General features: G+C 39.8%; 10 protein-coding genes. 3 read left to right on the top strand and 7 right to left on the bottom strand.

The genetic code is table 11. The features are described from left to right. Positions 1-6: 6 nt before the first annotated feature. The 6 genes from ACESMA_RS00755 to ACESMA_RS00780 all read right to left on the bottom strand — a co-directional run bounded on the left by ACESMA_RS00755 (position 7) and on the right by ACESMA_RS00780 (position 6,120). Entirely contained in the window at positions 7-930 is a 924-nt protein-coding gene (locus ACESMA_RS00755; RefSeq protein ID WP_372946829.1) for an outer membrane beta-barrel protein, read from the bottom strand. A 198-nt stretch (positions 931-1,128) separates the two neighbouring features. Further along, positions 1,129-2,181 (bottom strand): hypothetical protein, encoded by a 1,053-nt coding sequence (locus tag ACESMA_RS00760; protein ID WP_372946830.1) that lies wholly within the window; start codon positions 2,179-2,181, stop codon positions 1,129-1,131. Positions 2,182-2,257: 76 nt separating this feature from the next. After that, positions 2,258-2,743: an RNA polymerase sigma factor gene (locus ACESMA_RS00765; protein ID WP_372946831.1), complete on the bottom strand. Its 486-nt coding sequence runs from the start codon at positions 2,741-2,743 to the stop codon at positions 2,258-2,260. A 203-nt stretch (positions 2,744-2,946) separates the two neighbouring features. Then, the gene (locus ACESMA_RS00770; RefSeq protein ID WP_372946832.1) at positions 2,947-3,963 is read right to left on the bottom strand and encodes a branched-chain amino acid aminotransferase; all 1,017 of its coding nucleotides are present in this window, start codon (positions 3,961-3,963) and stop codon (positions 2,947-2,949) included. A 149-nt stretch (positions 3,964-4,112) separates the two neighbouring features. Then, positions 4,113-4,916, bottom strand: coding sequence for a DUF2797 domain-containing protein (locus ACESMA_RS00775; protein ID WP_372946833.1), 804 nt, complete (start codon positions 4,914-4,916; stop codon positions 4,113-4,115). A 10-nt stretch (positions 4,917-4,926) separates the two neighbouring features. After that, positions 4,927-6,120 (bottom strand): ATP-binding protein, encoded by a 1,194-nt coding sequence (locus ACESMA_RS00780; RefSeq protein WP_372946834.1) that lies wholly within the window; start codon positions 6,118-6,120, stop codon positions 4,927-4,929. Between the two features lie 228 nt (positions 6,121-6,348). Between ACESMA_RS00780 and ACESMA_RS00785 the strand changes: the two genes are divergently transcribed. The 3 genes from ACESMA_RS00785 (at position 6,349) to ACESMA_RS00795 (ending at position 12,264) form a co-directional block, all read left to right on the top strand. Continuing rightward, positions 6,349-9,300: an AAA family ATPase gene (locus ACESMA_RS00785; protein WP_372946835.1), complete on the top strand. Its 2,952-nt coding sequence runs from the start codon at positions 6,349-6,351 to the stop codon at positions 9,298-9,300. Continuing rightward, positions 9,301-10,623: an McrC family protein gene (locus ACESMA_RS00790; protein ID WP_372946836.1), complete on the top strand. Its 1,323-nt coding sequence runs from the start codon at positions 9,301-9,303 to the stop codon at positions 10,621-10,623. It begins immediately after the preceding gene. A gap of 195 nt (positions 10,624-10,818) precedes the next feature. Continuing rightward, positions 10,819-12,264 (top strand): glycoside hydrolase family 32 protein, encoded by a 1,446-nt coding sequence (locus ACESMA_RS00795; RefSeq protein WP_372946837.1) that lies wholly within the window; start codon positions 10,819-10,821, stop codon positions 12,262-12,264. 6 nt (positions 12,265-12,270) lie between these two features. On the opposite strand, the gene ACESMA_RS00800 is transcribed toward ACESMA_RS00795, so the two are convergent. Next, positions 12,271-13,857, bottom strand: coding sequence for an aspartate:alanine exchanger family transporter (locus ACESMA_RS00800; protein ID WP_372946838.1), 1,587 nt, complete (start codon positions 13,855-13,857; stop codon positions 12,271-12,273). Positions 13,858-13,903: the final 46 nt, after the last annotated feature.

Below are 13,903 nucleotides of genomic sequence, written 5' to 3' on the forward strand. Positions count from 1 at the left end.
AATATTTTAAATATTCGGAAATGAAAATCCAAAAGTAACCGGATGAAGTCCGGGGCCACGGCCTTCCTTAAATAACGGTGTCATCCCATAATTAACAAACACGGTGAAATCGCCGAATCCAATTCGTCCGGTCAGGTCGTATTTAAACTGGTTCAGGTTGAAGTTGCTGCGCGATTTTTCCTTGTCATTCCGGTATTTGTATTTGGTATGCGAACCGATGTTTACTCCTCCAATAACCCCACCTGCCAGGTAAAGCCGTGAGTTACCGGCCCGGAGCGGAGTTTTTACTTCAAGCATCAGGGGTGCGGTAAGGTAAGTCACATTCAGCTTAGTTTTTTTCAAACCATCGGGGTCAAGTCCAACAGGCATAATAATACCATTGCCGCCTTCCTTCTCAATAGTAATGGGCTGGTCAAAGGTAAAATCCATAAAGCTGAATCCAAGTCCGGTAACCAGTCCGAAATTATTGGCTTCGTTTTTAAATGCCCATTCCATAAAATTGAGGTTCACAGTTATGGATTTTCCGTAATGCAGGTCCATAAAATCCTGCGGAACTTCCAAATTGTAGTACATGGAATAATCGGACTGCCGGTACATGTTCATTCCAAATTCCAGTCCTGCCCAGTGCGGATTAAAACTGCCTGTCCAGTTTTTCTGCCGTTCTTCCTTGTCAATTTTTACGTAAGTACCGTTTCCGCCTTCAATCACTCTAAAGGTGCGGCGGCCAATTCTAACATGAGTAGTATCTCCCCATTCATCAGTAATTACTTCCACTCCTTTTTCATTGCCCACTTTTACCTGGACTTTTTGGCCATTTTCGATAACGGTAACCACGTTTTTGTTTTTCGAACCCACCTTTGTAGTATCGGTTTGTGCAAAAAGATTTATTGCCAGGAAGCTGAATAAGATAATGCTGATTAATCGTTTCATTTTTTTCTGTTTTAAATGTTCTGTTGCTCAGACGGACAGGGTGGAAAGAAAGTTACAGGAAGAAAAATTTTTTTGATGCTTTAATGAGAGAATGCATGAATGTTCAAATTGTAAAACGGTTAAATTGCGAAATGGTTAAATAGGGAAAATTGCGATTGAAGGTTTTGCGATTTACAGGGGTGTGTTTTATTGCTTATCTCAATCGTTTTTTGTGGGAATGGAAAAAGCCAGCAGTCGGGAATCGTAATTCAGTTCTGTAATTTGTCCGTCGGTATTGGTATCGAAACTGAATTTTTCACCCGAAACAGTTGAAACCAGGTTCAGGCCGGCTTGGGCCACTTTATTTAATGAAATGCTGCCAAGTCCGGTTTTTTCTTTTACCACATCAGCAAGGAGACGTTCTTCATAAACATCATCCGGAGCTTCAGGTAATGCAACTTTCATTTGAGCCAGAGCCATTGCAGGTTGCTGGAATTCAAGAAATGCCATCTTTCCAGACAGTTTTTCGGGAATTTCAACCGGAATTCTGGCTTCTGCAATCCTTTCATGATCCATTCTGCCTTTTGTTGTTTCGCGTAAACTTTTAACGGGCTCTGCTTTGGGCTCCTCTTTTTTCAGGGGTTCAGCTACTTTCCTGTCTATTGGTACAACTTCTTCTTTTTTCTCCGTTTTTTCAGGAATAACGGTTGGTTCTGCCGGTTTGGGGTTCGTTTTCTTTTCCGACACGGCAACCTGGTTTTCCGGCAAATTATTTTGAGTTGAAATGTTATCAGCTACCCGGTAAACCATAAAAGCAAGCACCAAAACAGCGGCAATCCGGGTTGACCACAGCAAAATGGTTTTTCCGGCTGAATAATGGTAAAGTTTGTTTTTCTTCCGGAAAAAAATGGATTCATCGGCTTTCAGCCTGGTTTTTTCAAATAGAGCAGCTTCCTTCTGTTTTTCAGGATGTTTGGTAAGGTAATTTTCAAATTCGTTTTTTTCGTTTTCCTGAAGGTCTCCTTCCAAACGAGCCACAGCCGCCCGGTTGAATTCCGTTTCCAGGTCGTATTTTTCTTTGTAGAGTTTTCCTTTCTTGGCAAATGAAACGTTTTCCAATTCCACTTTTACAGTTCCGGCCATTTCCAGTTCGGCTTTCAAATCAGGATTTTGCCTGAGGAAGTCGATAAAATCGTCCACCAGGTTTTCATCCAGATTCCCTTCCAGGTAATCGAGGAAATATTCTTCGTAATTATCTCTTGTAATCTTCATTTCTCTCTCTTTTTGCATCGCAATTTTCCTTCTTCTTTTCTTATTCCTCCTCCTTTGGAGGAGGTTAGGAGGAGGCCTAAACCACCGCTTCCATTTTACCAATGTAATTCTTCAAAAATACCCTCGCCCGGTAAATGTAAACTTTTACCTGCGATTCGTTTAAGTTGGCAATTTCGCCAATTTCGTTGTACGAATAGCCTTCGTAGTCGCGCAGCAATAAAACCATGCGCTGAATTTCGGGCAGCCGGTTAACAGCTTCTTTCAGTATTTCACCCAAATCGGAATAATTGTTTTCATGGCTTTCTTCGGGCAGGTTAAGTTCTTCAGAATATGCCGACCGTTTTTCTTTCCGGATGCGGTCAATCATGGTATGGTATGCCGTGGTAAACAGGTACGATTTTACTTTGGCGCCGTCCACATTTTCCACATTTTTCCAGAGTTTTTCGTAGCTGTCCTGCACAATATCCTCCGCCGCAAAAGTGTCCCGGATGCTTTTCAGCACAAACCGGAAAAGCCGGTCGGAGTACAAATTTACTGCTTCATTGTATTCGTTTACTGTCATTGGCTGCTTTTGAACACTGTTCATTGCATAAGACGAACAAGTCAAGGAGATGTTACAGAACAAGAAAATATTTTAAGGTAATCAAGGGATAGCATCCTTTCGAGGGATGCCATCCCAAATAAAAAAGCTCTGGAAAAATCTCCAGAGCTTTGTATTTTTTTTCTTTAATCCCTCTCCTTTAGAGAGGTTAGGAGAGGCTATTCTTACAAAACTTCCACCCAACCGTATTTGTCTTCTTCGTCGCCGTACTGAATAGCCCGCAACTTGTTGTACAGTTTGGTTGACCAATCGCCGGCTTCTTTTTGGTTGCCGTATTTAAACCACTTGTCGTTATCGGCATCGTAAACGCCTTTAATCGGTGAAATTACAGCGGCAGTTCCGCAAGCGCCTACTTCTTCGAATTCAGCCAGTTCTTCGTAGGGAACTTTGCGACGTTCCACATTCAATCCCATTTCTTCGGCCAGCACCATCAGGCTTTTGTTGGTAATAGATGGTAAAATGGAGTCTGAGAGTGGTGTAACGTATGTTTTGTTTTTTATTCCGAAAAAATTGGCGGGGCCACACTCGTCGAGGTATTTTTTCTCCTTGCTGTCGAGGTACAAAACGGCTGAAAATCCCTGCTGTTTAGCCAGCTTTCCGGCACCCATGCTGGCGGCGTAATTTCCGCCCACTTTGAATTTTCCGGTTCCCTGTGGGGCGGCGCGGTCGTATTTACGCATAATTACCAAATCGGTGGGTTTAAATCCTTCGGGGAAATAAGGACCAACCGGCATTACAAACACCATAAACAGGTATTCGGTGGCAGGTTTAACGCCAATCTCTGGGCCGGTGCCAATCAGCAATGGACGGATATATAACGCTGCACCGCTATCGTAAGGTGGCACAAACCGCTCATTCATTTTTACGGCCAGTCGCACGGCTTCCATAAATTTTTCAACCGGCAATTTGGCCATCAAAATGCCATCACATGAATTTTGCAGTCGTTTGGCATTTTCATCCATTCGGAAAATACGCACCTTACCGTCTTTCCCTTTAAACGCTTTCAGCCCTTCAAAAGCCTCCTGCCCATAGTGCAGCGAAGTAGCTGCCATGTGAATATTAATCTGGTTCGATGAACTGATTTCCAGTTCGCCCCATTGTCCGTTACGGTAGTAACAACGAATATTGTAGTCGGTATCACGGTACCCGAATCCTAAATTTTGCCAGTCCATGTTTTCCATTTTTCAATCTTTTAAAAGGTTTTTCCGAAGGAAGCCTCCAAAATTATTTTCTATTAGCAAATAAAGCAATTTTTATTTTGGGGAAGTAGGAGAATTGTCAGTTAAAAATAAAAATGGGTCTCTTTTTCAGTTTCTCCATTTGGGGGAGATTAAGAGGGGCTTTTAATTTGAATAAAATACCCATTATGTTTTCTGATATTCAAAACTATATCGTTTTTAAATACAAGATACTGGCCTTTTATTCCTTTCAAAACTTCTTCAATATCAGGCGTTTTGTCGAACCCGATGCTTTTTACTTTTTCCGGCAAATCTGAAAGCGGATATTCAATGGAGGTGATTTCATCATCCTCGCAATAGTATTTTTGAAGTTCTGCCGGCAAAAGCTGCAGGGCGTTTTTCTTTTCTTCCTGAAGGTTGATTTCCGTGTTGCCATCGCTTTTCAGCATGGCCTGCCAGTTGGTGCGGTCGGTAAAATGTTTTTTCAGAAAAATTTCGATGATTCCGGCAATATGGCGGTTTGGCGTTTTAGCCAGTTGAATGGCAAAGCTTGCGCCCTGGTCAATCCACCGGGTGGGAATCTGGTGGTGACGGGTAACGCCGACTTTTAACTCGCTGGCCACGGCCAGGTAAACAGTGTGTTCGATGAGGTCGTGTTTTTCCGCCCACTCCATGTCACGCGCAATGCCAAATTGCGATTTCGACAACTCGGGCCGCACAACCGACTCACTGGACTCTGGCGCCGTTTGCAAACAGTTGTAGCAGAACCCCTGGTTAAATGAGGTTTTGGTAATTTTTCCGCACGAAATACAGTTGATTTGCCCGGTGAAATGCAGGCTTATTTCTTTGCCAATAAGGTCGTTCATTTTAATCTCCTGCCCGCCCACCGGCAGAAAATAATTAACCGGTTTTGCCAGTTCAGTGCGCATTTTCAGTATGTTGCCTTCGTAATTCATACAATGTTTTTTAATACAAAAATCCAAACAGCCAAAGAGGAATAATGTTATCGTTTCCGGTTTCAATTTCATCTTTTACGATAAATGAATCAGAAATATTTTTTATCTGCTTCTGGTTTTTCCATTTGCCTCCTATTTCAAAAGTATATTTATCGTTTACAAAAAAATCACCTGATTTGGCGGCTTCAACTTTGCCAACCTCTTTTAGGTTGGTCAGGAAAAATGTTTCTCTAAGGTTTCCAATATTTTGATTTTCGCCTGACAGGTTATACATGAGATTTGTATTCTGAAGAAATATTTTTTCTGGTTTGCTCAGGTTGCTCATTCCTTTTGAATCAGCATGCAACAGAGAAATAATATTTGCCCGGTCGAGCAGATAAATATATTTTTTTAGTGTGTTTATGCTTATTCCGCTGCGCTGGCTAATAGATTGCAGGTTGGGTTTAAATGGAACAGAAGAAGAAATAATTTGTAAAAGCTTTTTTAAAAGCAGAATATGCGAAGTTTGAATGGATTCGAACTGAGGAATATCCACTTCGAGAACAGTATGAACTGCTTCGCTTAATTTTTGATGAAATGAGTCGATATTTTCCAGGTAAAAAGGATAATAACCATAATTCAGGTAATCCTGAAAAAACTTAAGCGGTTTTAATTTTTCCAATACAGAAATTGCAATTTCAACATGTTTGTTTATAATTTCCTGCAAAGTGTACGCCGGAAAACTATTGTTGGTTTGAAAATTCAGAAACTCCCTTAAAGACAGTCCGGGCATATTGTAAAGTACAGCCCTTCGGCTTAAATCGGCACGGCTTTTCTCCAGGTGGAGCAACGACGAACCGGTAAAAACAATTTTTAAATCGCGGAAATCATCGTATATATTTTTTAACTCAACCGACCAGTCTGGATAACGATGTACTTCATCTAAGAATAATATTTCCCCGCCTTTTTTATAAAAAATATCGGCAAGATAGTAAAGGCGGTTTTCGGCAAACCAAAAATGGTCGAGACTGGTATATAAAATTTTGCCAGAGGGTTTGTAATTCTTTTTAATATGCTGTAAAAGAAGCGTAGTTTTGCCAACCCCCCTGCTTCCTTTTAAGCCAATAACCCGGTTGTTCCAATCCACTTTCTGTTCAAAATCTCGGATTGAATTAACATTAGTTTGTGCATATTTTTCGTAAAATCGTTGAATTAATACCTCCATTTGTTCTAAGTTATCAATGCAAATATAATATTTTTAATTAAAATTATCATCGTATTGATAAAAATTCATATAAAACAATCAGCGCATTGATTGTTTTTAATGTTGCTTTCAAAATTTAATAATCAAATCCCGAACATTTAATTCCTTCTATAAACTTTCAAATCCGCTGGATTTGCAGTAAAAAGGTTTTATATTTAACCTTCAAAATAAAAACTAAAAGAATAAAATATGCACGACAACCAAAACCCAGTGCTTGATTTGATAAAACGATATAAAGAAATCAAGCAGAAAGACGGACACGAAGATGAATTTTTCAAATACGAGGCTATACAACATTTTCAAAAAAATTGGAATATTGAAGCCGATGACTTTTCAAAAATGTTGAGATTATCCCTCGAAAAACACTTTAATCTGATTTATAATTTGGCATTTACTTCAATTAATTATCTCGCAAAGAATAAACCGAAGGAATTAAAAAACTTATTCACACTTTTATTCAACGAGTCTATTGATCTAAATGAAAGGATAGCAGCATTTTCCAACAAAACGGATTCTATAATAAAAAGTCTTGATCAAAAACTAAATGGTTTTCAGGATGAAAGAACAATAAGTGTTTATTTGACTTTTCATTATCCTGAAAAATATACCTTTTTTAAAGACTCTTTTTATACTAAATTTTGTCTTCTGCTAAATGAAAAGAAAGCCCGTAAAGGCAAAAAATATTCCCATTATTTAAAACTCATTCAAAATTTTAAAGAAAAATATTTAGCAGGAGATAATGAACTTTGGCAATTGACCAATGCAACATTGCCCAAAAATGTCTGGAAGGATGAAAATTTAAATATTTTAGCTCAGGATGTGCTGTATATCACTTTAGATAAAAATGCTCCACCCAATTACTGGATTTTTCAGTGTAATCCTATAGTATGGGATTTACGCGAACACTGGACAAATGAAACCAGACAGGATATCTGGCATGTAAATGCTTTTAAAAAGGACATCAAAAAAGGGGATAAAGTAATTATCTGGATGGTTGGAAAAAACAGTGGATGCTATGCCCTATGTGAAACAACATCGGATGTTAAAACCAATTCTCAAAGCAATCAGGATTATGTCGAAATATCAATCATTCACAACCAAAAGGATAATCCAATACTAAAAGATGATTTGATTTCACTCTCTGAATTTTTAGACTTCAAAGCCGGAAATCAGGGAACAAATTTTTCAGCGACAAAAGAGCAATATGAAATAATCAAGAAAATGATAAATTCTCAAGCCATTTTTGTTTCAGAGGATGAACTAAAACTCATTCATCAAATCCGATCTATTGAGGATGAAAAAAGTATTCATTTTCATTTTCAAATGATTGACTCTTTTATCAAATATTTCGATTTAAAGAAAAATGACCAACGGCTGGTATTTAGTTCAGTACAAAAATCAGATAGATTAGCGGCAACAGTTAATCAACGATACATTTTTAAAACTTCAAAAGATTCTTTTAGAATAACACTTCCTGCAAATTTATTAGACGATGTATCGAAGGAACCAGGATACATAAATCATGAAATTTTTGCCGAAGTTCCAGGAATTGAAACACCCGCGATTTATGTTTACTTTAGAAGAGATAGAAATATTATAGAGAAATATAAAAACGAGTGGTTAAAAATATGCAAGGAAAATCTATTTTACGGAATCCAATCGGGGTATATCAAATATGATAATCCGGCATACCGAAAAGCTGTTTTTGAAAAAGCATACCGCCATAAAATCTTTCAAATTGCTTTTTCGAACAACGATGTTAAGGTAAAAAACAAAAATTCAGAAAATGATATCAACCAATTCAACTTCCCCCAAAACCTCATTCTTTACGGACCGCCCGGAACGGGTAAAACCTATGAGCTCACTCGAAATTATGTGAACCATTTCATTGATAAATCAGAAGGAAAATCAATTGAGCTTTTCACATTTGAACTGGTTAGCGAATTGAAATGGTGGGAAGTGATTACCATTTGTTTGTATGAACTGGGAAAAGCCAAAGTGAACGAATTGGTTCAGCATGATTTGCTGGCAGAAAAAATCAACCAATCGAATAACAGCAAGCCCCGCAACACGGTTTGGTTTTGGTTGCAACATTTTACAAAACAGGAATGCCCCAATGTGGGTGTAGCCAAACGCAGCGAAACACAAATTTTCTGGAAGGAGGAAAATTCGGTGTGGTCAGTCGATAAAAATCTCGTGGACGAAATTTTACCCGATTTGGTTGAAAAGCTCGAAAGCTGGAAAAATTATCAGCCTGACAATAAAATTACCAAACGCTTTGAAATGATTACTTTTCACCAATCATACAGCTATGAGGAGTTTATCGAAGGAATCAGGCCAGGATTTGACGAAGATGAAGAACTGAAATACAAAATTGAACCGGGTATTTTTCTCCGAATTGCCGAAAAAGCCCGAAAAGACTCGGAAAAACCGTATGCGCTTTTCATTGACGAAATTAACCGCGGAAACATCTCCAAAATTTTTGGTGAGCTGATTACGTTGATTGAACCCGACAAGCGGCAGGGCGGTGAAAACGAACTGGAAGTGATTCTGCCTTATTCAAAATCGAAATTTTCGGTTCCGCAAAACCTGTGGATTATTGGCACCATGAACACCGCCGACCGCAGCATTGCGCTTATAGACACGGCACTGCGTCGCCGTTTTCATTTTAAAGAAATGATGCCTCTACCGGAATTGCTGAATGAAAATGTGGAAGAAATTAATCTGCAACTACTTCTGGCAAAAATAAACGAACGCATCGAGTTTTTGCTGGATCGCGATCATACTATCGGGCATTCGTATTTCATCCGCATAAAAAGTAAAAATGAATTATGCGAAGTCTTCCGTGATAAAATTATTCCATTGCTTCAGGAATATTTTTACAACGACTGGGAGAAAATTCAACTGGTGTTGGGTGATAATAAAAGCTGGGAAAAATCGGAATCACAAAAACTCATTCAAATTAAAAAGAATTACAGTGTTGAGGAGGAGAAAAAACTGTTCGGTTTTGATGTGGAAGATTACGAAGATGAAATCATTTACGAAATTAATTCTGAATTAGTGTCGGGCAATTTTAATTTGATAAATGAAGAATCGTTTATATCCATTTATCAAAAACCTGAAAAACAATTACACGAATAAATGCCAGAAGTTAAACATATTTGTGAATTTGGTACGATTTGGAATCAAAAGGAGTTTTTTCCTGAAAAGCCAGTTGATAGTTTTAACGAAATTTATATGGATGCCAAATCGTTTGAAAGCCTGAAAAATTTTGTGGCCGAAAATAACGATCCCGGTTGCGAAATTGAGCAGGCGTTTTCGATGCATCGCCGAAAAGGGAAAGATTTTATCCGAGTAAAAAATTACGTAGGCGTCATTGAAACACGTCAGGGAACCATAATTGAAATTCTTCCAAAAATATATCACGCTGCCTGCTACAACGAACCGGTTTTAATAAAGCAGAGTAAATCTGTTTTGCTTAAAATGCTTCGAACACTTCGTGATTCGCCCTTTAAAAAAATCGACCAGGCACATATTAAAACGGCCCGGCTGCCTATTCTGGAAATTTTCATCTCGGTATTTCTGAAAGAGATGGAACATTTACTGAAAAGAGGGATAAAGCATTTTTATGTTGCAAGGGAAGAAAACCAGAAATACCTGAAAGGCCGGTTGCTTTTTAACCAGAATTTGAAAAGCAATTTGATTCACCGCGAACGGTTTTTTGTGAATTTCGATGAGTTTAGAGCCGATATTCCTCAAAACCGGATTCTCAAAACGGCGTTGGTTTACTTGAAAAGAAAGAGCAAATCGCCCCGAAACATCCGGCAAATTATCAGTTTGATTGATTTGTTCGATGAAGTAAAAACTTGTTCCAATCTCGAAAAAGACCTGCAGCATTTAAACGGTCAAAACCGGCTTTTTAGTTATTACGAGAATGCCTTGCAGTGGGCAAAGATTTTTCTTCAGAATGAGTCGTTCACCAGTTACAAAGGGAAAAACCTGAACACAGCTATTTTATTTCCCATGGAAGTTCTATTTGAATCGTATGTGGCTTCAAAATTGAAACAATTTCATCCTCACTGGGAAATTTCACTTCAGGATCGAAACCAATATTTACTGACAGACCTGAATATTTCCAAGGAAAAGTTTAGACTGAGACCCGACCTGGTCATTCATACCGATTGCAAAACAATTGTAGCAGACACCAAATGGAAGATGATTAACCAGCACTTTTCACAAAACAATTACAATATCTCTCAAGCCGACATGTACCAGCTTTATGCCTACGGAAAAAAATACCAGTCGGGAAATGGCAGCCTTCAATTAGCATTAATTTATCCGCATTCTGAAAGTTTTTATACTCCCCTGAGTTTTAAATACGAAGAAAATTTGTTCATTGATGCCATCCCCTACAATTTTGAATATGAAGCTGCTTGTATGTTGTTTTTGAAAGATTTAATTTAGGAGGCAAAATTAGACCCGGTTCAATGTTGCAGACACTGTCTGCATTAATTGAGAATCCTGGTGATTTTAAAACTTCCAGGAAAAAACCAACTGGGAAGGTGCATAGAGAATGAGATAAAAAAACTTCAATAAAAGCAATAAATTCATATCTTGCACACCGTATTAACAGACCAAAATTCAGAAAAAATATACGTTATGAAGAATGTTGTAATTACTTTATTTGCACTGGCTTCGGTTTTTTTGCTGACCGCTTCAAAACCGGATAAAAACTATTACAACGAACTGTACCGGCCTCAGTTTCACTTCACACCGGAGGAAAACTGGCACAACGATCCCAACGGTTTGGTGTATTACGACGGCGAATACCACCTGTTTTACCAATACAATCCGAAAGGCAAAGAATGGGGCTTTATGCACTGGGGTCATGCCATAAGTACTGATTTGATCCACTGGGAACACCTGCCCATTGCGCTTTATCCCGATGAAAACTCGGAAGACAAAGAATACTGTACCGCTTTTTCGGGGTCGGCCATTGTGGATGACAAGAATTTACTGGGAAAACAGCAAGGCGATGTAAAAACACTGATTGCTTTTTACACCAGCCAGCATTGCGGGCAGCGAATTGCTTACAGCACCGACCGTGCACGAACCTGGGAAAAATACGAAGGAAATCCTATAATTCCTTACGATGAAACCGACGATGCCCGCGACCCCAAAGTAATTTGGCATGAACCTTCGCAAAAATACGTGATGGTGCTGTACCGTAAAACCTCGGAAGAGGAAAGATCCAAAGGCGTTTCGTTTTATACATCGGAAAACCTGGTGAACTGGGAATATAAAAGCCATATTTTCGGGTTTTACGAGTGCCCCGATTTGGTACCCATGCAGGCAAGCAACCGTCCCGAGGAAACCAAATGGGTGCTGTTCGACGGCGATGGAAGCTACCTGATTGGCAACTTCGACGGGGAAGAATTTTCGCCCGAAACTGCCAAAATGAAAAGCGACTTCGGGAAAAATTATTACGCCACCCAAACCTGGAGCAACATTCCCGAAGAAGACGGCCGGGTTATCCAGATTGCCTGGATGAAGGGAGGAAATTTTCCGGATATGCCGTTTAACGGCCAGATGACTTTCCCCACCGAACTGGAACTTACCAAATTTAATTTTGGATATAAATTGACCCGGAAGCCTGTTGCTGAAATTGAGTTGCTGCAGGGTAAAAATTACGATTGGGAAAACGAAAAACTGATTCCGGGAATTAACCAAAATATTATAAAAAAAGTGAGCGGTGATTGTTTACATATCATCGGGGAATTTGACATTAAAACCTGCAATAATTTTGGATTTTATCTTCGCCACAGCAAGAAAAAGGCCGGAACAGAATTACTTTACGATGTAAAACGTGGCACTTTATCATTACTGGGGACCACAGCTCCACTTCAACCCATTGACAATAAAATAACACTTGAAATACTGATTGACCGTGCCTCTGTTGAAGTGTTTGCCAACGGAGGACTGGTGGCTATTTCAAACAATTTTACACCCGAAAAGGGGGCCGAAGATTTGGTGTTGTTTTCAAATGGAGGCGAAGTTATTGTAAACAAGCTCAATATTTACAAAGTAGAATCGGCCTGGCGCTGAAACCTGCTATAGAAACAGCGAAATTAACTGCACAACAACAATCAGTAGCACCATAGCCACCGGATAAACGGTTGCATAAGCTATGGAATGTGCATTGGTGTCGGTCATTGAATCGGCGGCTGCCAGTCCCGGGGTACTGGTCATGCTGCCGCTGATGGCGCCCAGCATACTTAGCAGGTTCATTTTAAAAAACCATTTGCCCACCAATGCTGCCAAAACCATTGGAACAAGAGTAATGACGCCACCAAAAAGAAACAAACGGTAGCCATATTGTTCAAAAGTATCCACAATATCAGCACCCGCTCCTGTACCCACGGCTGCCAGGAAAAAGATAAGGCCCAACTGCCGCAGCAACTGGTTTGCAGCCCCACTCATGGTCCAAAGAATGGGGCCTGTTTTGCCCAGGCGGCTTACCACAAGCGCAACAATAAGCACCCCGCCTGTAAGCCCGGGACTAAATGAAAAATTCCCTAACGCAATGTTTATTTTACCAACCAAAACACCCAAAATAATTCCGAGTGCAACAGGCAGAATATCAGTATCGGAAAGACGTTTCTGGTCGTCGCCAAAAATGCGGGCTACCATTTCCATATTGGCTTTGCTACTGGCTATTATCAACTTGTCGCCAAACTGGAGTTTCGAGTTGGGTGTGGGCGAAATATTAATCCCCGACCGGCGAATGCGGGTAATGGTGGCACTGTAAGTATGCAGCAGGTTTATTTGCCCGATGGTTTTATTTACCACTTCTTTATTGGTAACCAAAACCGTACGCACATCGTAATTTGGGTCCAGCGGAATTTCTTCTTCGGTTGGCGGGCCAATCAGTAATTGTACCCGTTTTAATGCCTCTTCTGTTCCTACTGCCTTTATTAAATCGCCTTTATACAAAATGGTTTCGGGTTTGGGTGTAATGGCCAGTCCATTATGAACAACCCTGGAGACCACTGCTTTGGTCATGTACCTTATTTTCAGGTCTCCTATAGATTTGCCAACAACATTTTCATTTTCCACCACAAAATTTTGGCGAAGAATTTCGGGGAATTCCTCTTTCATTTTCGAACGGTAATCATCTTCAGCTTTATTTAATGAAACGCCCAGTATTTTGGGAAGAAACCGGATAAATAAAATGACTCCGATTACCCCAAACGGATAGCCAACCCCGTAACCGATTGAAGCCAGCGGCGAACCTGTAATATCAATAGCAGCCGCCAAACCGGGTGTACTTGTAAGCGCTCCGGTGAAAAGGCCAACGGCAATATTTTTATCTATTTTGAAAATGTAAACCGTTGCAGCAGTGATGAGTGCAGCAACTACAATAAGTAATGTGGCAAACGATGCCAGTTGCCGGCCTTCTTTTTTAAACGATTCGAAAAAGCCGGGGCCAGCCTGAATTCCGATGGTGAAGATGAACAATACCAACCCGAGATATTGAAAGTCTTCGGGAATGACAACCCCAAAATGACCGAAAACCAGGGCTACAAAAATAACTGCTGATACATCAAGCGAAAGGCCGAAAATTTTAATTCTACCCAGGATAAAACCAAGGGCTACAATTAAAAACAGGGCGAAATAATTATTTGAAAGAAGTTCCATTTTTTGTCCGGTTTTTCACTGCAAAGGTAGTGAATTGTTTACGTTC

It is taken from the genome of Mariniphaga sp., assembly GCF_041687215.1.
Lineage (GTDB): Bacteria > Bacteroidota > Bacteroidia > Bacteroidales > Prolixibacteraceae > Mariniphaga.